21 protein-coding genes and 2 riboswitches are annotated in these 23,477 nt (G+C 38.2%); of the genes, 14 read left to right on the plus strand and 7 right to left on the minus strand.

What is annotated here, in order from left to right; translation table 11 throughout:
- Window positions 1–12: 12 nt before the first annotated feature.
- The 3 genes from MKX57_RS07415 to MKX57_RS07425 all read right to left on the minus strand — a co-directional run bounded on the left by MKX57_RS07415 (window position 13) and on the right by MKX57_RS07425 (window position 3,216).
- Window positions 13–630, minus strand: a complete 618-nt coding sequence (locus tag MKX57_RS07415; RefSeq protein ID WP_342550876.1) for an HAD-IA family hydrolase — start codon at window positions 628–630, stop codon at window positions 13–15.
- A 700-nt stretch (window positions 631–1,330) separates the two neighbouring features.
- On the minus strand, window positions 1,331–2,095 hold the full coding sequence (locus MKX57_RS07420; protein WP_090001330.1) for a YibE/F family protein: 765 nt from the start codon (window positions 2,093–2,095) through the stop codon (window positions 1,331–1,333).
- The gene (locus MKX57_RS07425) at window positions 2,092–3,216 is read right to left on the minus strand and encodes a YibE/F family protein (RefSeq protein WP_089986562.1); all 1,125 of its coding nucleotides are present in this window, start codon (window positions 3,214–3,216) and stop codon (window positions 2,092–2,094) included. The genes MKX57_RS07420 and MKX57_RS07425 overlap by 4 nt, the downstream gene beginning before the upstream one ends.
- Before the next feature lie 207 nt (window positions 3,217–3,423).
- Between MKX57_RS07425 and MKX57_RS07430 the strand changes: the two genes are divergently transcribed.
- The 6 genes from MKX57_RS07430 to MKX57_RS07455 all read left to right on the plus strand — a co-directional run bounded on the left by MKX57_RS07430 (window position 3,424) and on the right by MKX57_RS07455 (window position 9,568).
- On the plus strand, window positions 3,424–3,585 hold the full coding sequence (locus MKX57_RS07430; RefSeq protein ID WP_008176578.1) for a hypothetical protein: 162 nt from the start codon (window positions 3,424–3,426) through the stop codon (window positions 3,583–3,585).
- A 245-nt stretch (window positions 3,586–3,830) separates the two neighbouring features.
- Window positions 3,831–5,456: an ABC-F family ATP-binding cassette domain-containing protein gene (locus MKX57_RS07435; protein WP_237068758.1), complete on the plus strand. Its 1,626-nt coding sequence runs from the start codon at window positions 3,831–3,833 to the stop codon at window positions 5,454–5,456.
- A 111-nt stretch (window positions 5,457–5,567) separates the two neighbouring features.
- Window positions 5,568–5,693: riboswitch (FMN riboswitch) on the plus strand.
- Window positions 5,694–5,811: 118 nt separating this feature from the next.
- A riboswitch (FMN riboswitch) is annotated at window positions 5,812–5,937 on the plus strand.
- Window positions 5,938–6,184: 247 nt separating this feature from the next.
- A complete protein-coding gene (gene ribE, locus MKX57_RS07440; RefSeq protein WP_089986560.1) occupies window positions 6,185–6,823 on the plus strand; it encodes a riboflavin synthase in 639 nt (212 codons plus the stop codon).
- Window positions 6,824–6,850: 27 nt separating this feature from the next.
- On the plus strand, window positions 6,851–7,465 hold the full coding sequence (ribB, locus tag MKX57_RS07445; protein WP_008176575.1) for a 3,4-dihydroxy-2-butanone-4-phosphate synthase: 615 nt from the start codon (window positions 6,851–6,853) through the stop codon (window positions 7,463–7,465).
- A 21-nt stretch (window positions 7,466–7,486) separates the two neighbouring features.
- On the plus strand, window positions 7,487–7,954 hold the full coding sequence (ribE, locus tag MKX57_RS07450; RefSeq protein WP_008176574.1) for a 6,7-dimethyl-8-ribityllumazine synthase: 468 nt from the start codon (window positions 7,487–7,489) through the stop codon (window positions 7,952–7,954).
- 150 nt (window positions 7,955–8,104) lie between these two features.
- Window positions 8,105–9,568 (plus strand): spore germination protein, encoded by a 1,464-nt coding sequence (locus tag MKX57_RS07455; protein ID WP_089986559.1) that lies wholly within the window; start codon window positions 8,105–8,107, stop codon window positions 9,566–9,568.
- A gap of 230 nt (window positions 9,569–9,798) precedes the next feature.
- On the opposite strand, the gene MKX57_RS07460 is transcribed toward MKX57_RS07455, so the two are convergent.
- Window positions 9,799–11,106 (minus strand): GHKL domain-containing protein, encoded by a 1,308-nt coding sequence (locus tag MKX57_RS07460; RefSeq protein WP_008176570.1) that lies wholly within the window; start codon window positions 11,104–11,106, stop codon window positions 9,799–9,801.
- Window positions 11,107–11,570: 464 nt separating this feature from the next.
- Between MKX57_RS07460 and MKX57_RS07465 the strand changes: the two genes are divergently transcribed.
- From MKX57_RS07465 to MKX57_RS07485, 5 genes are all read left to right on the plus strand, one after another.
- Entirely contained in the window at window positions 11,571–12,119 is a 549-nt protein-coding gene (locus tag MKX57_RS07465) for a histidine phosphatase family protein (RefSeq protein ID WP_043990160.1), read from the plus strand.
- A gap of 13 nt (window positions 12,120–12,132) precedes the next feature.
- The gene (locus MKX57_RS07470; protein ID WP_090001730.1) at window positions 12,133–13,014 is read left to right on the plus strand and encodes a GNAT family N-acetyltransferase; all 882 of its coding nucleotides are present in this window, start codon (window positions 12,133–12,135) and stop codon (window positions 13,012–13,014) included.
- Window positions 13,015–13,047: 33 nt separating this feature from the next.
- A complete protein-coding gene (locus tag MKX57_RS07475) occupies window positions 13,048–13,269 on the plus strand; it encodes a DUF2829 domain-containing protein (RefSeq protein WP_043990157.1) in 222 nt (73 codons plus the stop codon).
- Between the two features lie 56 nt (window positions 13,270–13,325).
- Window positions 13,326–14,081 (plus strand): 3-oxoacyl-ACP reductase, encoded by a 756-nt coding sequence (locus tag MKX57_RS07480; RefSeq protein ID WP_008176563.1) that lies wholly within the window; start codon window positions 13,326–13,328, stop codon window positions 14,079–14,081.
- A 149-nt stretch (window positions 14,082–14,230) separates the two neighbouring features.
- On the plus strand, window positions 14,231–14,740 hold the full coding sequence (locus MKX57_RS07485; protein WP_301337913.1) for a QueT transporter family protein: 510 nt from the start codon (window positions 14,231–14,233) through the stop codon (window positions 14,738–14,740).
- Window positions 14,741–14,824: 84 nt separating this feature from the next.
- On the opposite strand, the gene MKX57_RS07490 is transcribed toward MKX57_RS07485, so the two are convergent.
- The 3 genes from MKX57_RS07490 to MKX57_RS07500 all read right to left on the minus strand — a co-directional run bounded on the left by MKX57_RS07490 (window position 14,825) and on the right by MKX57_RS07500 (window position 20,948).
- Window positions 14,825–17,926 (minus strand): copper amine oxidase N-terminal domain-containing protein, encoded by a 3,102-nt coding sequence (locus tag MKX57_RS07490; protein ID WP_342550877.1) that lies wholly within the window; start codon window positions 17,924–17,926, stop codon window positions 14,825–14,827.
- A gap of 286 nt (window positions 17,927–18,212) precedes the next feature.
- The gene (locus MKX57_RS07495) at window positions 18,213–19,556 is read right to left on the minus strand and encodes a TldD/PmbA family protein (protein ID WP_043990154.1); all 1,344 of its coding nucleotides are present in this window, start codon (window positions 19,554–19,556) and stop codon (window positions 18,213–18,215) included.
- A 3-nt stretch (window positions 19,557–19,559) separates the two neighbouring features.
- A complete protein-coding gene (locus tag MKX57_RS07500; protein ID WP_008176557.1) occupies window positions 19,560–20,948 on the minus strand; it encodes a TldD/PmbA family protein in 1,389 nt (462 codons plus the stop codon).
- A 176-nt stretch (window positions 20,949–21,124) separates the two neighbouring features.
- Between MKX57_RS07500 and MKX57_RS07505 the strand changes: the two genes are divergently transcribed.
- The 3 genes from MKX57_RS07505 (at window position 21,125) to MKX57_RS07515 (ending at window position 23,470) form a co-directional block, all read left to right on the plus strand.
- Complete coding sequence (locus MKX57_RS07505; RefSeq protein ID WP_008176555.1) at window positions 21,125–21,349, plus strand: transcriptional regulator SplA domain-containing protein; 225 nt, start codon at window positions 21,125–21,127, stop codon at window positions 21,347–21,349.
- A 12-nt stretch (window positions 21,350–21,361) separates the two neighbouring features.
- The gene (splB, locus tag MKX57_RS07510; RefSeq protein ID WP_012293725.1) at window positions 21,362–22,390 is read left to right on the plus strand and encodes a spore photoproduct lyase; all 1,029 of its coding nucleotides are present in this window, start codon (window positions 21,362–21,364) and stop codon (window positions 22,388–22,390) included.
- A 144-nt stretch (window positions 22,391–22,534) separates the two neighbouring features.
- Window positions 22,535–23,470: an arginine deiminase family protein gene (locus MKX57_RS07515; RefSeq protein WP_107921781.1), complete on the plus strand. Its 936-nt coding sequence runs from the start codon at window positions 22,535–22,537 to the stop codon at window positions 23,468–23,470.
- Window positions 23,471–23,477: the final 7 nt, after the last annotated feature.

A 23,477-nucleotide genomic window follows, 5' to 3' on the forward strand; every position in this document is an offset into this window, starting at 1 on the left:
ATTATCCTTCTACTAAATAATCTCTAAAATCTCCTCAGGTGTCGTTACCTTGTATTCAGGCTCTTCATTTTGTATAACTTCAATTGCATCATAGCCCCATTCCACCCAAATAATAGGTACTCCAGCTTTTTTACATGCTACAATATCCCTCTGTTCATCCCCTATATATACCACTTCAGTTGCTGAAACATTCGATTCTTTTAAAAACTTCTTCATGACTTTATCCTTGCCAAAAATACGATTGGAGCAAAGGACATCTGCAACACAGTGAATGCCATTCATTTTGAGAAACTCTAAAATATTGTCCTTCGAATTGGAAGAGATAATTAAAATCTTATACCCTCTTTTATCAATTTCGAGCAAAACTTCCTTCATCCCTTCAAAAAGATGAACATCGTTTAATGATTGGCGATATAATTTGTAAAATTGCGGTAAAATCATAGGTAATTTATACATGGGGAAGTCAAATAATTTACTACGTTCTGAAATCGATAATTTTTTTAATGTATCAATTTCCTTCAATTCAATTCCTTTAAATTTATATTTTCGTGCTAACGTATTCCATGCTGATGCAAACACGGCGGTCGAATCCGCAAGCGTTCCATCAAAATCAAAAATTATATGCTTCATGGCAAACTTTCTCCTTTATCATCTAGTTGTATAGACGTTTTATGCAAAAAAATGTTACATGGAATGGGCAATTGATTGGGTCATGAAACAGGGAATAACAATCAAAATAAAAGGTCTGTAATCATCATATGGTAAATATTATCAGAAAATGCGGCGTTTGCAACGGAAATCATGTAACAAAAGAAGGTGTCACAAAAATCAATTGAGACACCTAATACGCTATATAACGAAAATAACAGTGTTTCATTTTAGTCCTATTCAATTTGCAAGCCGTTTTTTGTGTGTTGTACGATTTTAAATCTGAAATTTGGATATTTTACTATTCCGCTGTTTGTGAGACGAAATAAAATGAAGAGTCTTAAAGGTGAAAGCTGTGACTAATTAACGTTCAAGACAGGTTCTAACTATAGTTAGAAGGTATATTTTTTGTATTTTTTCATTGCTGTAACGTGTGCGTCAATTGATATCCGATTTCTTTAAAGCATTTGGTCATTTCAAATTTGGAATGTTTTTTTAGCTATATCTCTGATACTAAAGTAGTAACATAGTTTGTATCATTCATACTACTAATGCAGGATGATATGTTTGGGCTGAAAGCTATTGAAAAAATGATAGGAATTGGACCGGAATTAATGGGGGAGCGTATTTCCAGCACCTATCACGCTAAGGTGATAGGTCTGGTATCTATGCGAGTGTTATTCTATTTTTTTTCTCGTGTTTTAACTAAATAATAAGCATTGACGGAGGAAGCGATAGGAATAATGAGGGCAATGCCGATGCCTGCGCAAAAAATCGTCATCATTTCCGCACTAAAGACTTTGGAATTGACGATTTCGCCAATCGAATAAGAGAGATCCTTAAACCATATCAATAAACTTAAATAGCCACCAAAGAAAGCAAAAAATAAAGTATTTGTATCGGTTCCTAAAATGTCTCTTCCAATACTTATTCCAGATGTAAAAAGTGTCTTTCTACTGATCGAAGGATTGCGATAAAAAATCTCATGCATAGAGGTAGCAATGGAAATGGCAACATCCATAATGGCACCTATCGTACTCATAATAATGACCGATGCACCAATCTGCACGAAATTAACACCGATATAGAGAGAAAAGATACTTAATTCTTCCGTTGATTCTTCCCCAAATCCTTGAATCATGGCCTTTTTCGTTATAAACGTAATAAAAAGCAATAAAACAACAATCGTTACCATTGTAGAAATAAACGCTGTAATGGTTTTACTATTCGTTTTATTAATATAAAACAAACTAATGCAACTGATAACAGTGCACGCAATAAACGTCAGGACAATAGGGCTATTTTTAGGGTCTGTCATAAGAAAAATAGTCACAAATAGCACGCCGAAATTTAAAAATAAGGAAAGAAACGAGCGTAGTCCTTGCTTTCCTCCAATTACCACCATTAATATACATAAAATTCCTGCCAATACAACGATAACATTCATTCCTTCACCCGCTTTCGATTAATGAAAAAAATAGCGGTGTATTGACTAATCGGTATGGTGAGGACGACTCCAATACCTCCTGCAAGTGCACGAGCTAGCTCTAATGAAAGATTCAAGGATAGTGTTAGTCCTAATGTTGAAGAATTTTTCAAATAGAGTATGACCATTGGTATGGAGCCACAAATATACGCGAAAAATAAAATGCTTGTAATGGTACCCATAATGTCTTTTCCAATTTCTTGTCCAGATGCCTTCAAAGCTTGTAAAGAAATACGAGAATCCTGTTCGTATAGGGCGAAAATAGAAGAGGACATCGTAATGGCAACATCCATAACAGCCCCAAGTGAACCGATAAATAAACCAGCCATAAAGACAGTTCGGTAGGGACGTGTTAAAAATTGCATTTCCTCATAGCGTAGACCATTTTCCCCCGTCAACCACATCACAGCAGTGCTAATTATGAGTGCTATCATTGTCCCTAAAAGTGTAGATATAATGGCTGCATATGTTTTCGTATTCAAACCACTAATCAGTAACAAGGAAATGACGGTAAATAATAGGACACAAACCCCACTTATGAATAATAAATTGAGGCTGCCATGCTTTACGTAAAGGTCTAATGCCAATGTTAAAATGCAGGCATTTACGACTAAGCTAATAATGGCAAATAAACCTTGTCTCTTACCGATGATGAGTAGTACAAGGATAAAAATCCAAGCGATCATCATAATTGTTTGATCTCGTTTCAAATCGAGAATGGTGCCCGTTAACTCTGATTGTTTTGAATGTGCATCTATAGCGACAAAGATTTCATTGCCAACATTGTATTCCTGATCAAAGGCTCCAGATGAAGAATAGTCATTCGTCAAATCAATCGTTTTTCCTTTGTGCTGCCCATTTTTAAGTACGGCTTTAATTTGCTGTGTATACAACATATCTTCATTCTCATACATATCTGTTATTGGTTCAGATTCTGTTACTTTGACTTTCAGAATTTCTGCAATAGGTCGATCATAAAATTGTTCATTATGGTGAACGAAAAAAATGGATAGGGCACAGCCAAGTAATAACAAGGCATAGAAAATACGTTGTTTATAAGTTATTTTTTTAAAATAGTGCAATGGAATGACCTCCAAATTAGTGGACTAAATAGTCACTTGTACAGGAACGATTTTAAGAATAGTAAGTTCCAATATATTCTCTAGTTTAACGATAGGAATGATAGATTCCAAGGCATTTATGCTATAAAAAAGCGGCAGGATATTTGTATTCTAGAAAAAAATATGATAGATTATTTAATACTATAAATTCGAAGGGAGGGCGAAGTAATGGAAACTGTTTGTGCTAAAGGTTTAACCGAAGTAGAGGTAAAATCTTACAATCTTTGTGGGGATTTGCTGGCTAAGGGAGAAGTATGCCCTTTTTTAAGCAAATTTCATATCGATGCAGGTTCCGGTTGCTTTTTGCCTTCTTTATTTCTTACTGATTGACATCCAATTAAATGGGATGTATAGATTGCTAGACGCCGGTTCGTAACGGCGCTTTTTTTGTTTAATTATAAAATTTAACATGCCCTTTTTCTCATAGGGATGTTTGTAAGGTGCCGTTTTATGACGGCGCCTTTTTTGTGTTTGTTTGAAAGGAGTGAAAAGTGATGTGTAACCTTATATGTCCATTTATTTCTTGAGCAATTCGCTTAGTAGTAATGGATAAAATAAATAAGGAGATTGAAAAAATGATACTTCAATTAAATGGAATTAGTAAGAGCTACTTGGGAGATCCGATTCTTTCAAAGATAACCATGAAAATGGAACGTGGCGATCGGATTGGACTTATAGGTGTAAATGGGGCAGGAAAATCAACGCTACTAAAGATCATTACAGGGGATCTTCCCTATGATGAAGGCGACATTTTTATAGGCAAGGGAATGAAGCTAGGTTATTTGCGACAAGATAGTGGGTTACAGCCAGAACATACGATTTGGACTGAAATGCTTGGGGCATTTACTGAGCTTCAAGAGGCTGAAAAGGAACTTCGAGAGCTGGAAATGCAGATGGGTGAGCCTTCCTGCATCAATAACCCCGAAAAGCTGGAACAGGTAATGAAGATATATGCCAGCAAATCAGATTGGTTTTCACAGCAAGGTGGCTATGATGTCGAGGCAAAAATAAATAGTATGTTAAATGGAATGGGCTTTGGTAGCATCCCGACAAACACTCTTATCGAATCATTAAGTGGTGGACAGAAAACTAGACTGGCACTTGCTAAAATTTTACTAGAGCAGCCGGATTTATTGCTGTTAGATGAACCGACTAACCATTTGGATTTTGCGACTTTAAACTGGCTTGAAAGCTATTTACGTGGCTATCAGGGTGCTATTATTGTTATTTCGCACGATCGTTATTTTTTAGATGCCCTTGTCAATGAAATTTATGAGATTGAACGCACCCATGGAACAACATACAGCGGTAACTATTCTAAGTATGTGGAAAGCAAGGTGAAAAATCGCGAATTAATGGAAAAGAAATATACGATGCAACAGCAGCAAATCGCCAAAATGGAGGATTATATTGAGCGGAATATTACGATGGCTACTTCCTCGAAAAGCGCTAAGAACAAAAGGAAGCAGCTCGAACGAATAGATCGTCTTGAAAAGCCTCAGAAGGATCTAAAACACGCACAAATGACATTTGCTACAGATAAGAGATCTCATAAAGAAGTGTTGAAGGTAAAAGATGTAGTGCTCTCCTATCAGCTAGAAGATAGCAAGAAAATATTATTGCAAGATATTGAGTTTTCCTTGGATAGAGGAGATCGGGTCGCATTAGTAGGTCCAAATGGTGTTGGGAAATCAACGCTTTTGAAGGCGTTATTACATGAATTGTCTCCGGACCGTGGCGTTATCGCATGGGGAAATGGTGTGACAATCGGCTATTATGATCAAGAGCAAGAGACATTACATCCTAATAATACGGTATTACAAGAGGTTTGGAGTACTTTCCCTTCGATGGAAGAGGCAAGAATACGGTCAGTACTCGGTAATTTTTTATTTACGAAAGAGGATGTTTTTAAAAAGATAGCCTCCCTTAGCGGCGGGGAAAAAGCGCGTGTAGCGTTAGCAAAGCTTATTTTGCAAAAAGCCAATGTGCTTATTATGGATGAGCCGACCAATCATCTTGATTTATTTAGCAAGGAAGTTTTGGAGGAGGCGCTATTGCAATTTGACGGCACCTTATTATGCATTTCTCATGATCGTTATTTCCTTAATAAGCTAGCAAATAAATTGCTTGAATTATCACCAACTGGGATGACGGCCTTTTCGGGAAATTATGATGATTATGTTCAAAAAATAAGCCATTAAAGGATTTAGGGGCTACCTCTATAGCAAGAGGTGGCCCCTTTTTTAAAAATTACAGACAGAAGTATAGATAATATAATTAAATAGTGTTATCGTAAGAACTAGCTAAATAAAATGATCCTTCGGGGTAGGGTGAAATTCCCAATCGGCGGTGATGAAGTAATTCAAAGTCCGTGAGCGCAAGCTGATTTGGTGCAAATCCAAAACCGACAGTAACAGTCTGGATGGGAGAAGGGTATAAGTGCGAGCTTTTTAAATTCAATGTAATTTAGAAGGTCTATTTGACTATGCATTTATGACACGACTTCCCGCAAGTATGTTGGGAAGTTTTTTTATTTAGCCAATCAATTGAATAGAAGATGTTCTTCGGGGTAGGGTGAAATTCCCAATCGGCGGTGATGAAGCAATTCAAAGTCCGTGAGCGCAAGCTGATTTGGTGCAAATCCAAAACCGACAGTGATAGTCTGGATGGGAGAAGAACAAATAAGATACTAGTCTATGGAAAAAATGTATATCCAAATAGGCTTATTTATTGATGTCTTATACTCCCAAAACCCCTTTGTCAAAGGGGTTTTTCTTTTTATATGAGCTTTAAGAAGGGAGACGGATAGAAGCTCAAGAGTGGTGGATAGAAACCCAAAAGTGACGGATAGAAGCTCAAGAGTGACGGATAGAAACCCAAAAGCCACGGATAGAAGCTACGTAAGATCAGTGTGAAAGCAGGTGAAGAAATGTTTACAGGTATTGTGGAGGATATTGGCACTATTAAAGCCTTGCAAATCAATAAGAACAGTATGAAAATTACGGTTCAATCATCGAAAGTTGCTGAAGATGTGGGGTTAGGGGATAGTATAGCGGTCAATGGTGTTTGTTTAACGGTTACTCATTTTACGAATCGAGAGCTTACGATGGATGTTATGCCTGAAACCGTCAAAGCTACAAATTTACATCAGCTGACAATAGGGGATCCGGTTAATTTGGAGCGTGCGATGCCTGCTAATGGGCGATTTGGGGGTCACTTTGTTGCTGGTCATGTCGATGGTGTTGGGAAGATTTTACGAAAACGTCCGGTGGCCAACGCGGTTTATATTGATATCGAATTGTCTGAGGAACTAACAAGTTTCTGTATTCCGAAGGGCTCCGTAACGATTGATGGCACAAGCTTAACAATCTTTCATGTTGAAACGAAGCAGGTCACGATTTCACTGATTCCTCATACTTACAAGGAAACGATTTTAGGTATGAAAAAAGTAGGCGCTTTCGTCAATATTGAAACAGATTTAGTCGGTAAATATATTTTAAACGAATTGAAAAATGAGCAAGGCAAGTCAATGATTACAAGAGATTATTTAGCACGACATGGTTTTTAAAATCACATAATGAGGAGATGAAAAATAGTGCTACATGCAATTGAAGATGCCATAGAGGATTTAAAGCAAGGGAAAATAATCATCGTAGTGGATGATGAGGATCGGGAAAATGAGGGGGATCTTCTAGCGCTTGCTGAATTTATTACTCCGGAAACGATCAACTTTATGGCGACTTATGGAAAAGGTCTAATTTGTACGCCGATTTCGCAGAAGCTAGCACATCAGTTAGATCTGCACCCAATGGTTCAGCACAATACGGATAACCATCAAACAGCATTTACCGTAAGTATCGATCATATGGACACAACAACGGGGATTAGTGCCTTTGAGCGGGCATTCACCATACAAAAGATGTTGGGATCTCAGGCGAAAAAAACTGATTTTCGTCGACCAGGACACATTTTTCCACTAATCGCAAAGGATAATGGTGTCTTAGAGCGAAGGGGCCATACGGAGGCGAGCATTGATTTAGCTAAGCTTTGTCACAGTATTCCTGCTGGAGTGATTTGTGAAATTATGGGGGACGATGGTCACATGATGCGCTTTGATGAATTGACAAAGTATGCAGCACATCATGGATTAAAAATGATTTCCATTGAGGCGTTAGCCGCTTATCGCAGTCAATCATTTACAACAAACTAATAACGAGGGAGATTTTAAAAAATGGGTCAAACATTTGAAGCACAATTAATTGGGACGGATTTAAAAATTGCGGTAGTCGTAGGTCGATTCAATGAGTTTATTACAAGCAAATTATTAGATGGTGCAATGGATGGATTAAAAAGACACGGTGTAGATGAAGCATCCATTGATGTTGCATGGGTGCCAGGAGCTTTTGAAGTGCCTTTTATTGCGAAACAATTAGCAGAGACAAAGAAATATGATGCCATTATTGGTTTAGGGACTGTTATTCGTGGTTCTACAACACATTATGATTATGTGTGTAATGAGTCGGCAAAAGGAATTGCGAATGTATCCTTAACGACCAATGTACCAGTTATTTTCGGTATTGTTACAACAGAAAATATTGAACAGGCGATTGAGCGTGCGGGAACGAAATCAGGTAATAAAGGCTATGATTCCGCGATATCGGCAATTGAGATGGCTAATCTACAAAAAATGATTGGCTAAGAACATTCTGAATAGGTTATCACAGTATTTGTTTCTTGAATAATTTTTATGTCCATGGGAAAAATATGCCTAAGTATATTTATTACATGTCGTAGTTTTCATAAATGTACTAAATTTGAGCAGGCTCAGTAGGAGATGAGAAGTATTTCAATGGAACAAATGATGAATTTGAAAATGTTGAAATCACTATTTCAACGCTCTGCTGATATAATATTCCAACAGTATAAATTTCAGCAACATACAGTCCATATGATAACCTGTGATGCTATGATAGACGAAGAACTCCTTCAAACGGTTGTGGTCGAACGTGTTCAATCCTTATTTAACTGTGGTTCTGATGAAACGTTAGAGGAGCTAATTGAACAGCATCTTCATGTGCCCTATTTACAAAAGGTCACTAAGAAAGAGGATATGATTACAAGAGTCTACAAAGGCCATGTCTTATTATATTTTGAGGAAGATCATTTGATTTATTCCAGTGATATTTCAAATAGACCTAATCGTGAGCCGGGGGAAACAACGCTTGAGTTAGTTGTAAAAGGACCAAGAGATGATTTTATTGAAGATGTATTTATTAATATAGCTTTATTACGAAAACGTTTACCTACGAATTCATTTAGTGTAGAAACATTAGAAATCGGTCAACGCTCTAAAACAACGGTAGCCGTTTTATATATGGAAGACATTGTGAATTTAAATATGCTAGAACAAATCCGATTACAATTACAAAAAATTGATACAGATATTGTCGTCAATGGTGATTTACTGATGGAGGCAATTGAACAGACGGCTAAAGTTCTACCTAGACATGATTATACGGGAAGACCAGATTTTGCTCTTCAAGCATTAATGAGAGGAAGAATACTAATAATGATCGATGGCGTTTCCTATGCCATGATTATTCCCGCCAATATTATGCTGCTCTTTAAAACATCTGAGGACAATGAATATCCGGTCATTGTCAGTTCAATGGAACGGGTGCTCCGAATTTTTGGGATACTGATTAGTATGTTACTTCCTGGTTTTTGGCTAGCCGTAACGACGTATCATCAAGAGCAGCTCCCCTATCTTCTACTTGCGACAGTGGTTGAATCAAGAACGGGGTTACCGTTTCCAACGATACTTGAAATCATGATGATGCTATTTATGTTTGAAATGTTCCGCGAGGCCAACTTACGCTTGCCTAGTGCCATCAGTGGCTCGATCAGTGTTGTTGGAGGGTTAATCATTGGAGATGCTGCGATTAAAGCTGGCGTGACAAGCCCTTCGATGATTGTTATCATTGCGATTTCAAGCATTGCTGCATTTACACTCGTCAATCAAGCCTTTGTAACAGCAATGAGTATTTTTCGATTAATTATCATTTTATTTTCAGCCTTTTTGGGTCTGTTTGGATTTTTTATTTCGGTCTTTTTCATTATTATCTATGCAGCAAATATGCGTGTACTCGGTGTGCCCTATATTAATTTTAATGCAGATTTTGAACAGGGTAATATTGGAAAATCCTTACTGCGTTTATCGCCGAAGGGCTATAGTCTAAGACCGTCCTTCCTAAAACCACAGGACCGGACACGAACGGCAAATATTAAATCAAAAAAAGATCAGGGGGTATGACCGTTACCTGACATCAGACTATAGACAAGCTCAAAAAAATTGGAGTTTGCCTATAGTCTTTTTTTATAATTAATTCCACTACGGGAGATGAGCTGTTTCTAATCCACTTTTAAGAACTCCGTAGTGCTGAACGACTATTTCTCCGCATATGAAAGAGAAAGAATAACAAAAACCATTGAGAGTCATTATCTTCTCAATGGTTTTTGTCTAAAGCTCTCTACATTTTGTAGCTATTTGAAAGGAATATGGACGATGGCAGTCGTTTCAAGATGTTTCGATGATTCAATCGAAATATCTCCATGATATTTATGGACGATTTCTTTCACAATAAATAGTCCTTGCCCTCGAATTTTCCCATTTTCATGCTTCTTCGTAGAGAATCCTTGTTTAAAGATTTGGTTTGCGTCTACAATATTCGGTCCTGTATTCGTAATTTTAAATTCATATTGTCCTTCATCAGCTTGACAACAAATCATAATTTTACGTTGCCCCTCAGGCAATTCATTCGCAGCATCAATCGCATTGTCAATTAAGTTCGATAGAATCTTGATTAAATCGGTCGTTTTAATTTTATTAAAATCGCCCTGAGAGATGGTGAAATCCATATCAATATTATGATTCTGTGCTGTTAGCTTTTTCGTTTGTAATAATATGGATAAACCTGGATGGTCAATATTTAATTTTAATGATTTAATCGCTTGTACTTCTTTCGACAGTGATGCTAAATATTGTTTTGCTTGATCCGTTTTTTCTAATTGTAAAAGGCCATGTAAAACTTGGATATGGTTCGTGAAATCATGACGTAACGATGACACCGAAGTAATCAATGTTTTGATTTCTGCTTGGTAAGTGTCTTCTGTGGCGCCTACTTCCTTCGCTACCTCTTTTTGGTACCATCTTTGTAAAAATAAAAAAGAACCAGCAACAATTAAAATAAATACACCATTGAAAATAAAAATAAATAGGTTATCTTCAATCACTTTGCCTTTAATACCATTCAATGTATCTGCACTTATATCAATGCCTAGGTAACCGATTATTTGGCCTGTATCATCTTTAATTGGCGCACCAACAGATAAATAAGAACCATGGACTGAATCATGGATTACCTCTGTGACATAGGTTTCACCATGATAGGCTTTTTCTACTTGTTTAGCTGGAACAGTACAAACCTCACCTATTTCAAATCCTTTTTTTAGTTCACTTGGCAGACCCATCACCATTGCTTTTGATACTTTTGGATTATCCACCTGCAATGTATAAACAAATAATGCACCTAGCTTTACCCTTGCATCATTTAAGTAACTTCTTACTTCCCAATAATAATCATTTTTTTGCGGATTATTCAAAAATTGCTGATAAGCAATTGTATCGATGGAAGCAGCAATGGAATTAGCAGCCTCTAGACTTTGATTAGCAATTGATTCTTCAACGGTCTTTTTAATTTTTACATAGGATGTAATGATGTTTAAACTTGTAAACAAACATAATAAAATGGTGGATAGAATTAATATAAGCTTTATTTTTCGATTTTTCATATTACTCGGGACTTCCTCATCTATTAATATTCTAGAATATTAATTAACTCTATTTTTTGTTTGTAAACCAAACAATGCTTGTTTATCCTACATAAATTAAAACACAAAATCAATATGACTTTAAAATTACACACCGTAAACACTAGTTTAATAATCCTTTACAAGAAAGTAAACTAAAAAGGTGAAACAGCATATTTTAAGTCTCATTTCCTATACTCATGGAAAATTCAAAAAGTTTCTAAAACAAAGGTCACATAAAAAATGAGTGGGTCCCAGTCATATATAATCTTTTCACTCCTATTTGTAGTTAAAGTACTTTATATAAAAGTTAAAAGGAACGAGGATCGGCGACTCCTGCAGAAATCGACAGTTCATTTATTTCCATGTGAAAATAGGGAGCTTTTTTCTATTTGTAAGACATACATTACAAAGAATAAAGTGATAAAATGAAGGGGATGAAAAAATTGGAAAAGGATCTCCTGAAATTATTAAAAGAGGGAGGACTTATTTTATATGCAAGACATGGGACTGCAACAGTTGGTGTAGATCAAGTAAATGGTCTATTTCAAAGTTGTCAGTATCAAAGAAATTTATCCGAACAAGGCCGTCATGAGGCTGTATATTATGGCCAAATGTTGCGTTATTGGCAAATTCCCATCCTTGCGCCTATCAATGCAAGTCCTTTTTGTCGAACGATTGAAACAGCTCAGTTGGCTTTTCCGAATGTTCAGGTACAAATAGACCCTTTTTTGTTTGAGATTTTTATGTTAGATGGAAATCTTTCGACTGTTCAACAAAATTCAATTTTAATGGCTTTTCAATCTATGTTGGAAATGAAACCACCAGAGGGAATCAATAGAGTCATAATTGGTCATAGTTTTCCGAAAAATGTGGGACTAGGGGTCATCCCGAATATGGGCACGGTTATTATAAAACCCAAAGGCTTAGGTCAAGGATATGAAATTTTGGGGAAACTGACATTAGAAGATTTAGCAAAATTAGATTCCATTTGAGATGAGGGAAACGATGAATATTAAAACAGTTTCACAATGTACATTAGAGGAAGTATTACGGGCGTGGAACAAAGGCTTTGAAGGATACATTGTGCCCATCGACATGACGGCAGAGATGTTTTTACAGCGGCTTGTTGGGGAGGGGCTGTCAGTTGAGCACTCCATTGTCGCTTTTGACGATCATGAACCAATTGGTATTGTCATGAACGGCTTTCGACACATGGGTGGCAAGAAAATAGCATGGAATGGGGGCACGGGTATTTCGCCTACTTATCGTGGGAAAGGCGTTTCACGATTATTAATGGAGGAAACTCTAGCTATCTATGAACGGGAAAATGTTGAAATTGCCACACTGGAAGCAATAAAGGAAAACTCAGTAGCAATTGCTTTGTATGAAAGATATGGCTATGTTATAACTGATCATCTTCAGTTTTTAAGTGGGGAATATGAGGCGAAGGTAGAACATACGTCAGCTATTCGGACTGAAATAATTCGCCCAGAACAATTACCTCATGTGCCGTTTTATCAGGAAGATGTTCCTTGGCAATGTAGCTGGCATAGCATTAAGCAGGGAGAAGCTAGAGTTTTCTATAATGAAGCAAATGATGTGCTCGGCTATATGTTATATAAAACAGTGTGGGGGAAACAGGGTGAGTTGGAGCGGGTCATTCTGTATCAATTGGAAGTATTAGAAGAGTATAAAGTCGATTTACTAGCACACTTCTTAGCCAGTGTGACAGCTCAGAAGGTGAATATAACCGCCGTTAATTTCCGAGCAAGCAACCCAGCAACGAGCTATTTAGTGGCAAATGGACTAAAGGTGACGACAGAGCAGGTACAGATGAAAAGCAAATCTAACCATAGTTGTCAACCTAACGAAAATCCAGTATACTAATGCGATAATGAATGGGAATAGAGGATGAAGGACATGACGTTTGAAGAAATATTACCACGCTTAAAAGCAGGAGAAAAAAGTATTCGTGCAGGCTGGGGCGGTGCTGAACTATATGTGAAGCTAGTTGGTCAAAGCCAACACGATGGAGAGACTTTGAATCCTTATTTTTTAATTAATGTACGCGGAGAAGGGTACACAATGTTCACGCCTACAGTATGTGATTTATTAGCAGAAGATTGGATTGTCGTTGAATAATAATATGAGAAGTCATCTCAATTTTGAGGTGGCTTCTTTTTGTAAGGAGACATGGTATGAAGTTTGAAGAATATAAAAATAAAACTGTTTTCATTACGGGGGCAGCGTCAGGCATTGGATATGCTCAAGCCCTTGCATTTTTAGAAAATGGTGCGAATGTATTTGGATTTGATATAGAGGTACGAGGGTTAGTCCAATTGCAGCAGCAATATCCAGAGCATTTTGCCTATATGGTAGGAAGTGTTTGCAGCCAACAAGATGTGGAACAGTCATACGAGGCTGCTATTTCTTCATTTACACAAATTGATATTTTATGTAATACAGCAGGCATTTTAGACGGCTTTGCAAAAACGCTAGATACAGACGAAGCACTGTGGGATAAAATTATGAACACGAATGTCAAAGGAACGTTTTTTGTGACTAATAGAATCTTGTCTCATATGGTTGCACGTGGAGCTGGTACGATTGTCAATATGGCTTCGATTGCTGGACTTGTTGCAGGTGGTGGAGGAGCGGCCTACACAGCTTCTAAGCATGCCATTGTTGGCTACACGAAGCAACTAGATTTAGATTACTGTAGAGCGGGAATACGGGCTAATGCAATTGCACCTGGAGCCATTCAAACGCCGATGAATCAGGCAGATTTTGAAGGCGATGGGAAAATGGCGAAATGGGTGGCAGAGGAAACACCTGCTGGTCGCTGGGCACAACCTCAGGAGGTGGCTAATTTAACCTTATTTTTAGCAAGCTCAGCAGCAGATTATATGCATGGCACTGTCTTGCCAATCGACGGCGGCTGGTTGACCAAGTAGCATTGTTCATTCAGTTATTCTTCTGCTATAATACGCAAGTAAGTAAAATTGCTTGCACTACGGCACTTCATATAGGGCGCTAAGCTCTCTTCCTTTGGTCGTAGTTATTACTAAAATAGCGATTAGCTATTTTACAAAGGAGAATAAAATTGAATACTTCGATTGTAAAAGATTCAAGCCGTCTGTCAGTAAGTGAGCTGACAAAGATGGCTCTTGTTGCAGCTCTCTATGTTGCTGTAACTGTTTTATTGTCAGTCATTAGCTTTGGCGCTGTCCAACTACGTTTGTCAGAAATGTTTAATTATCTGGCCTTGTACAATAAGCGCTATGTAGTAGCAGTAACGTTAGGCGTTATACTTGCAAATTTCATGTCGCCCACATGGATAGTAGATGTGCCTATTGGTGGGATTGCCACCTTCCTAGTCTTATTACTTTGTAGAAGTATTACAAAGCATATCGCTAATGATATTGGAAAAATGGTAGTGACAGCCCTGATATTTGCTGTATCTATGTTTACGGTTGCTGGGCAATTAACTATTCTTTATGACCTTCCTTTTTGGGCTACATGGTTCACAGTGGGAATTGGAGAATTATTGTCTATGACTGTTGGTGGACTGACAATTTACTTATTAAATAAAAAAATAGATTTGTCTAAATAATTGAATGATTATAGCATGATCCATACAGCAAGAAGGGACTCCCATTGGTCGATAAAGCACCATTGGGAGTCCCTTCTATTTATCCTATTGGTTAACTTGAGCGTCTATGGACGTCTCACCACTAGTATTATCAGGCTTTGCAAGAAGCTGCACTGAATTGGACGTATTTGATAGTATATAATTTCCTTTGCCCACAGCTAAAACCTTAGCCACATATTCTGTGGATGGGATGAGTGGTTTACCAAATGCATCCAACTCTATATTTAGACTTTGACTTACATTGGGGAGACCATTCTGATAAATTCTAGTACTATTATTATTGTTAATGGCATCACTATCTTTGAAGCTATCTGCTTCATTTTTAGGTAGCATAAACACTCTATATTCCGTTACATTTTGTCCGTTATTGACCTTGAAGCTAATTGTAATATCGGAATATTTATTAGGACCCTCTTTAAAACTCAGTTGCACACTCTCCATCGTTACAGGTGCTGAGTGATCCACTAAAGTAATAGAAGAAGATGGGTAGGATAAGGTATACATGGCCTTGGCAGTTCCATTACCTACGGACAATACATACACACGATACTCTTCACCATTCGTGATAAGTCTTCCATCTATATCTTTACTATCAGTTGCCAAACTCATACTAGATTGACCTTTATTTATATCTGTAAAATTAGCTACTTTACTAGCTGCGTTCACATCAAAGCCATTTGCTTTTGATGCGGGTACGACAAGAATGCGGTAACTACCTATATTCGATTCATCAGAAGGCTTCGAGAATGATATTTGTAAATCTCGACCATCTCCAAAATCACCAATATCGCTTGCAGTAACATTACTTACCGCCTGAACAGCTTTACTTTTACTAAGTGTTATTACAGGCGAAGCGGAGGATAGGGCATAGGTATTTGGAGAATTCCCATTGGAAACAGTCAGTACATAGACGCGGTAGCTAGTTCCTTCCGTAATATAATTACCACGCACATCCCTAATCCCATCCAGCGTTCTAGTTGTAGCGGTATTCCCACCTTTGCTTTCTGTGATGTAATAATTGCTACTATTGGCTTGTGAAAGATTAAAGCTGCTGTAATACGCTGTCGGTACGATTAGAATTCGATAATGATTGACATTTGATTCATTAGAGGGCTTCGTAAATGTTACTTGCACATCACGGCCATCACCATTATCGTCTATATCTGTGACATTTAGATTGGTTACAGCTTGCACATTAAAGTTCTTATTTAACGTCATTGTAGACGTCGGCGCAGAAAGTGCATTGCTTCCTATGCCATTCGCGACAGTTAAAACATAGATACGGTAGCTAGTACCTTCTTTGATCGTATTACCGCGCACATCCCGAGTATTTTCAGATAATGTTTGCTCATACGTAGATTTTCCAGATTTGTATACAGTCGTGTAATTGCTGCTGGATACATTACTTGCTTCCGTCAGACTGAAGCTATTGTAATATGCTGTTGGTACAACTAGAATCCGATAGTGACTAATGATTGACTCGTCTACAGCTTTATTGAAAGAGACAAATAGGTCACGTCCATTACCATAATCACTTACATCGCTAGCATAAAGATTCGATACTGCACCTGCATTGCTGCTAAATAGCGTAATCGTATTGGAGACTGAAGACAGCATGTTATTCGCTGAGTTATTTGCTACGGCCATAACGAACACACGATAGTTAACTCCATTTTGAATGGGATATCCGTCAGTATCTCTAGCCCCTGAAGAGAGCACCTGAGTAATATTGTAGCCTGTTTTATTTACTTGTGTGTAATAAGTGCTAGATAAACTGTTCGCCTTCGTCAATGTAAAGTTCGAATAGTTGTTAGCTCTTACTACAAAAATTCGGTAAGCGTTGATAGTAGATTCATCGGACACTTTATTGAAACTCACTCTCAAATCTCGCCCATCCCCAAAGTCATTGACGTCATTCACTTGTGTAATAATTGGTGTAGACATTGTATTTTGACTAAGTGTTACTGATGATGAGCCAGTTGACAGCTTATTTCCTAATGAATTCGTATTACTTACAGATAGAACGACCGCTGTATAAGGTACGTTGTTTTTAATGAGATCACCGGCAGTATCACGTGCAGTGGAAGACAAAGTTCCTGTCAAAATACTGCCGTTACTTCCCGATTTATTCACTGTTGTGTAGTAGCTGCTTGATAAATTATTTGCAGTGGTAAGATTAAAATTGCTAGCATCCCTAGTCTTTACGATAAACACACGATAATTGGAAATATTATTATCATTTTGCGGACGAGTGAAGCTAACTGAGATATCGCGTCCATCGCCAAAATCGTTTATATCATTCATTTTCACATTTGTTACCTCTGTAACAAACGACAAATTGGTTAAGGTAATTTTTGCAGAAGAACTCGATAAAACGCTAGAATAAGAACCTTTCCCAACAGCAAGTATACGAACCACATATGGCTGATCATTTCTAATATAGTCCCCGTCCACATCTCTTGAATTCTGCGATAAAGTAATAGCACGGTTCGAACCTGATGTAGACACCATTGAATAATTAGAAGGGGAGACTTTCAAGGCAGATGCCAAATTAAAGCTCTTTGAAGCCTTCAACACCATTACCCGATAATGATCGACGTATGATTCTGTAGATGATCTGGAAAAGCTAACCTCCATGTCACGCCCATCTCCCTGATCATTGACATCGCGAACCGATACATTGCTCGCAGGAGAAATACTAATATTGCTTGGTGTGTCATCAGATATAATCGTTACGGTCTGATTTCTTGAGTTCCAGTCAACTTCCTGACCAAGCGCTTCACTTACGAAGCGGACTGGTACCATTGTTCTGCCTCTTAAAATTTGTGCTGGTACATCAAGTGTAACTGACTGGCCATTAATAGTAGCTACCTTCGATTTCATCTTGAGAACTACTGTTGTATCTCCTTTATAACCTGTTACCGTTTGACTCCTTGAATCCCAATTTACACTAGCACCCAATGCCTCAAAGATTGCTCTAAGTGGTAGCATAACACGCCCTTGAATCATCGCTGGCGGCTGATCGGTCTTCAATTGAACCCCGTCCACAGTAATTGTAATGGCTTTTGCCGCTTGTGCGGTTGCCGGTTGCAGCAATAGCGGTACAATAAGCATTGCTGCGAAAAATAAAGTCCATATTTTTTTCATAAATTCCACCCTTCTTCATGCTATATGACTGACGCAGCATGACAACTAATTTAACGTATCAAAGGTCTAAAAGTTTCACCAATTTACCTCTAAAAGAAAATTTAACCATTAGTGGCTGTGTAGCGGTATTTTCTGGGGAGGAGGATCTACTAAAATAGAGGATTACACTGATCTTTATAAAATAAAGAAGGCAACGCTCTTACCCATAGTCACTTCCACTGAATGAGAGGATGGTGACTATAGATAAAAGAATTGCCGAGAAATTACAATGGCTTACTTTTTGGTGTTATTCCACTGTTACTGATAGTTCCTTTACAAGTAAAGATGAGGAGCCATATCCTTTTGGCAGGAAGTAAAGCTCGGAGCTAGTTTCTTTAATATCATGTAGGAATTCGAAAAAATTACCGGCTATGGTCATTTGCTTAACTGGGGAGGCAATTTTACCATTTTCAATATGAAATCCTTTTGCAGCAACTGAAAAATCACCTGAAACCGTATTCGTACCAGAGTGAAGCCCAGACAATTCAGTAATCAATACACCATTCCTAACCGAGTGAATTAACCCATCTAGTGTTTTCTCACCAGTTGAAATATATAAAATTTGAGGCGCAATCGTTAACGCTCCCTTGTAGGAATCTTTATGGGCATGCCCGGTTGTTTCGCAGTTATCTATTTTAGCCGTTTTTCTATTATGCAGAAGCGTTTGGAGTGTACCCTCTAAAATAATTTCCTGCTCTTTAGTTGCAACACCCTCACCATCAAAGCTTGCTCCAGACAATGCGGCAGGATGGAATGGAGTACTCAGCAATGTAACAGCTTCTGATGCCACTTTTTGCCCGACTTTTCCTTTTAATAGAGATTGATCTTTTTGAGCATTTTCAGCGGACAATATCGGCATAAACGTTTCTAATAATGAGGCTGATGCATCAGAACGAAGAATGATTGGATATTTACCACCTGGAATCGATTTTTCACCTAAATTCGCAAGAGCTTCCTCTGCTGCTTCCTTTGCAATATCATCCGCCTGAAGAGAATGAAAATCACGTGTCATTTTCAAATAACTGCCTGTTTTCATTTCTTCGCCTTCTTTTACAACTGTGGAGAGGAAAATCACGAAGCCGTTCTCCTTATGGGATAAGGCAAGATTTTTACTATTCACTAATGAGCGTTCAGCCGTAAATTCTTCCATGAAACAATAATCGAGAGTAATAATGCGGGAATCGTAGGCATGAATCTTTTCCTCGATGGAACGAAGAAGCTCTATTTTTTCTGAAATTCCGATCGTTTCTAATTTTTCATTGTAATAGTCATAAGATGGGTATTCAGAGCTGCCATCAAAAATAGCTATGCCCTCATCCTCATCAAGTATGTTTGCATTGGCTTTAGCGCTATTAATTAAAAAGGGAATTGACTCATCGTCTAGCTTTTCCGTATAGGAATAGCCCATTTTACCGTTGTAAAGTCCTCGTAGGCTTAGACCTCCGTCCTCAGACGTTTCATAGCTATCAATCTCGCCCTTGTAAAGCATGCATTTGATCGATTTATTTTGTTCATAATAAACCTCAGCTTCTATAAAACCAGCTTCTTGTGCCTTATCTAATAGTTTTTCCTGGTATTTAACCATGTTCATCCATTATTCCCCCTTCGTTCCACCAACTGTTATTTCACTTACGCGAATCATTGGCTGACCTACATTGACAGGAAGACTCCCACTTAGAGAACCACACATACCTGCTCCATGAGCGAGATTATTACCTACTCGATCAACAAGCTGCAATGTTTTTGCGCCATTGCCAATGAGTGTAGCGCCACGAACAGGGCGTTCGATTTTTCCGTCTTTGACGATATAGGCCTCCATTACCGCAAAATTATAATCGCCAGTAGAAGGGGAAACTTGTCCACCTCCCATATACTTTGCGTAAATACCATACTCTGTCGATGCGATAATATCGGCTGGCGTAGATGAGCCTGGGGCGATATACGTATTTGTCATACGTGATGTAGGGTTAAATCGATAGGATTGTCGACGAGAAGAGCCTGTTGGCTGAGCATCCATACGGCGAGCATTAAATTTATCAATTAAGTAGCCCTTTAAAATACCATTTTCAATTAAAATGTTCTTCCTTGTTTTTTCTCCCTCGTCATCAATATTTAATGAGCCCCACTCGTTCGGAAGTGTACCATCATCAATATATGTAACAATTTCAGGAGCGACTCTTTCACCGATACGATTGGCGAACACGGAATTATTTTTGGCAACAGCAGTTGCTTCTAAGCCATGTCCACAAGCCTCATGGAAAATGACGCCACCGAATTCATTATCAATAATGACTGGGAATTTACCGCTTGGACATTCATCTGCATGAAGCATTGTGACTGCGATACGTGCAGCTTCCCCTGCGTAATGGTTTAGGTCTAGCTTTTCAATAAATTCAAAGCCTGCATGTGCACCTGGGCCATAGAAGCCCGTTTGTACCTCAGTACCCTCTGTAGCTGTCGCTTGCATGCTAAGTCTACTGTGAACACGCGTATCCTCAACAAATTTACCTTCTGAATTTGCAATCAGTACGTTTTGTTGTTCATCGAAATATCGAACTTTTACCTGGTGAATTCGGGGGTCATATTGTCTGGCAATCGAATCTGCTTGTCGCATAACAGCTGTTTTTCTTGCATGCTCCACTGTATGAGGCATGTGAAGAATTTGATGAATAGGAGTGATGATCTCTTTATGAAGAGGGTGAATGGTACCCGATCCACCGCCTTTGATGGCTAAGGCTGCACGTTCTGCCGCTGCAAGTAAACCTTCCTCAGAAAAATCATTGGTATACGTATAAATGCTTTGAAGTCCTGAAAAAATACGGATGCCGATTCCAAAATCACGCCCAGTAATACTTTGTTCAATCTTGCCGCTTTGTAAGACAAAGTCATTGACATATTTATCCTCTATAAAAATTTCTGAAAAGTCCCCACCAGTTGCTAGCGCGGCTTCAAGGACATTTTCAATAATGGATTGTTTGATCATATATCTTCCTCCTTTTCTTGATTATACCAAATAGTTAAAAAATTCTGTACTATCCTATTTTCCTAGATTTGAAGATAGGGTCACATAAATTTATGTATAGTACATAAAAAATTTTTTATGACATATTTCTCTAACCATTTCGCCACACTAACAGAAAGACAGAGGAAGGTGAAAAGATGCAACAACCATATAATGTCGGAGATATCGTTTATATTTTTTATCGGAATCCTCATATTCAGGATGTAGCGAATATACAGGAAGCCGCGGTTGTTTATCATCCAGAGCAACCAGAAGAGCTAGCCGTATTTCTATTTGAAACCTATTACCCGATAACGCAAGACATGTTAATTTTTTCAAGCGAAATGGCGGCTGAGCAAGCCTACCATCAGTATTTTCATTAAGGGAGGATTATGATGAATAAGCCATTTATCCCTCAGCTCGTCTATTTTGAGCCTGATGCGCTTCACTATCCGTTAGGTCAGGAGTTAAAAGAAAAGTTTGAGCAAATGGGGATTGAAATACGTTATACCACTTCGCATAATCAAGTAAGAAATCTCCCTGGAGACAATGATTTTCAAAAGTATCGCGTAGCGAAATCTACTTTGGTAGTAGGCATTCGGAAAACGTTAAAGTTTGATACATCCAAGCCCTCCGCTGAATATGCCATTCCATTTGCTACTGGCTGTATGGGCCATTGCCATTATTGTTATTTACAAACAACGATGGGGAGCAAGCCTTATATTCGTACTTATGTCAATGTGGATGAAATATTGGAGCAGGCGGATCATTATATGGCTGAACGAGCTCCTGACATCACACGTTTTGAGGCATCCTGTACGTCCGATATTGTAGGGATTGACCATCTCACACATACATTGAAACGTGCTATTGAGCATTTTGGACAAAGTGAGTTAGGTCAATTACGATTTGTGACGAAGTTCCATCATGTGGATCACCTATTGGATGCTAAACATAATGGTAAGACAAGATTCCGTTTTAGCGTCAATGCGGATTATGTTATTAAACATTTTGAGCCAGGAACTTCTCCATTAGCAAAAAGAATTGAGGCAGCTGGGAAAGTGGCAAGGGCTGGCTATCCGCTCGGTTTCATCGTCGCCCCCATTTATCTGCATGATGGATGGCAGGAGGGCTATTATCAAATGTTTGAGCGGTTAGATGCTGAATTACCAAAGGATGTGCGTGAGGATATTACGTTTGAATTTATCCAGCATCGCTTTACGAAGCCAGCTAAGCGTGTGATTGAAAAAAATTATCCTATGACAAAGCTAGAACTCGACGAAACCGTGAGAAGGTATAAATGGGGGAAATATGGAATAGGTAAATACATTTATCAAAAAGATGAGGAAGAAGATATTAAAGAACATTTATATGGCTATATGAAAAAGTTCTTCCCACAAGCAAAATTAGAATATTTTACGTAATGAGAGAGAGCCTTTGTCGTTCTCTCTAAATTTTTATTTAAGCTACATATGGTTCATGGCATTGTTTGTGACTAATCCTATTGTATAATCCCCCTTTCAATGGTAACGCTAACAGAGAACGACAAGCAGAAGGGGAGAACAAGGATGGACTCATTTCAAGTAAATTGTTGGTCGGAGCATGAGGAACTAAAGGTGGTCATGCTTTGTGCACCTTCGATAGTAGATGTAACTGATTCAAAAATAGCTGAGCAGGTTGGGTGGAGTGAGCCTGTCAACCATCATAAAGCTATGGAAAATTTCCTGGCATTGAAGACAACGCTTGAAAAAGCTGGGGTAAGAGTGATTGATTATGCCGAAGAATTATCAAATGATCAGCAGCTGTTAAGTGAGCAGCTCATTAATCGTTATTTTGTGCGCGATTTAGCCTGTGTTGTGGGACAGCAGCTTTTACCTGGAAATGCAGGCAGCTCGTTAAGGCGCCCAGAGTATCCACATGCCCATGCTATTTTAGCCAAGTGGTTTCCTGAACAATTTATGCGTAAAGAACAGCCTTCTCAATCACTTGAATGTGGGGATGTGATGCTATTAAATAAGGATGCAGTCCTCATGAATCTAGGGATGAGAACGTCAATAGAGGCTATTGAAAGCTTGAAGGAGCGCTTTTTTCAACAAGGATTTTCAGAAATTGCGGTCATTGATTTACCGAAGGGCAATGATACGCTTCATTTAGATATGAATTGTAATGTTGTACATCATAACTTAGTGATTGCTAAAAGCTTTGTGCGTTATTTTCCTGTACAGGTGTTCACAGCCCAAGGGAATTATTATGATATGCCAGAACCATTTTTAAAGCGGCATGGCTTTGATGTTTACTGGCTCGAAACCTATAAAACCATTCCGGACATTAACTTGATTAATCTTGATCCAGAAACATTAGTAATCAGTAAGCAGGCATCTAAGCAGCAGTTATTAAAGCATCCATTACTGCACAAAAAGAAATTACTAGAAGTGGACGTCACAGAGCTTGAAAAAGGTGGGGGAGGCATTCGATGCATGACATTGCCTTTAGTCAGAAAGTAGTGAAGGG

Source organism: Lysinibacillus sp. FSL M8-0216 (assembly GCF_038595555.1).
Taxonomy (GTDB): Bacteria; Bacillota; Bacilli; order Bacillales_A; family Planococcaceae; genus Lysinibacillus; species Lysinibacillus fusiformis.

What these genes read in the sequence shown, in the direction of transcription:
- splB (WP_012293725.1), top strand. Translation starts at nt 21,362, where the DNA reads ATGAATAAGCCATTTATCCCTCAGCTCGTCTATTTTGAGCCTGATGCG.
- MKX57_RS07490 (WP_342550877.1), bottom strand. Translation starts at nt 17,926, where the DNA reads ATGAAAAAAATATGGACTTTATTTTTCGCAGCAATGCTTATTGTACCG.
- MKX57_RS07480 (WP_008176563.1), top strand. Translation starts at nt 13,326, where the DNA reads ATGAAGTTTGAAGAATATAAAAATAAAACTGTTTTCATTACGGGGGCA.
- MKX57_RS07420 (WP_090001330.1), bottom strand. Translation starts at nt 2,095, where the DNA reads ATGAATGTTATCGTTGTATTGGCAGGAATTTTATGTATATTAATGGTG.
- MKX57_RS07430 (WP_008176578.1), top strand. Translation starts at nt 3,424, where the DNA reads ATGGAAACTGTTTGTGCTAAAGGTTTAACCGAAGTAGAGGTAAAATCT.
- ribE (WP_008176574.1), top strand. Translation starts at nt 7,487, where the DNA reads ATGGGTCAAACATTTGAAGCACAATTAATTGGGACGGATTTAAAAATT.
- MKX57_RS07435 (WP_237068758.1), top strand. Translation starts at nt 3,831, where the DNA reads ATGATACTTCAATTAAATGGAATTAGTAAGAGCTACTTGGGAGATCCG.
- MKX57_RS07505 (WP_008176555.1), top strand. Translation starts at nt 21,125, where the DNA reads ATGCAACAACCATATAATGTCGGAGATATCGTTTATATTTTTTATCGG.
- MKX57_RS07515 (WP_107921781.1), top strand. Translation starts at nt 22,535, where the DNA reads ATGGACTCATTTCAAGTAAATTGTTGGTCGGAGCATGAGGAACTAAAG.
- MKX57_RS07455 (WP_089986559.1), top strand. Translation starts at nt 8,105, where the DNA reads ATGGAACAAATGATGAATTTGAAAATGTTGAAATCACTATTTCAACGC.
- MKX57_RS07415 (WP_342550876.1), bottom strand. Translation starts at nt 630, where the DNA reads ATGAAGCATATAATTTTTGATTTTGATGGAACGCTTGCGGATTCGACC.
- MKX57_RS07475 (WP_043990157.1), top strand. Translation starts at nt 13,048, where the DNA reads ATGACGTTTGAAGAAATATTACCACGCTTAAAAGCAGGAGAAAAAAGT.
- MKX57_RS07500 (WP_008176557.1), bottom strand. Translation starts at nt 20,948, where the DNA reads ATGATCAAACAATCCATTATTGAAAATGTCCTTGAAGCCGCGCTAGCA.
- MKX57_RS07460 (WP_008176570.1), bottom strand. Translation starts at nt 11,106, where the DNA reads ATGAAAAATCGAAAAATAAAGCTTATATTAATTCTATCCACCATTTTA.
- MKX57_RS07495 (WP_043990154.1), bottom strand. Translation starts at nt 19,556, where the DNA reads ATGAACATGGTTAAATACCAGGAAAAACTATTAGATAAGGCACAAGAA.
- MKX57_RS07470 (WP_090001730.1), top strand. Translation starts at nt 12,133, where the DNA reads ATGAATATTAAAACAGTTTCACAATGTACATTAGAGGAAGTATTACGG.
- ribE (WP_089986560.1), top strand. Translation starts at nt 6,185, where the DNA reads ATGTTTACAGGTATTGTGGAGGATATTGGCACTATTAAAGCCTTGCAA.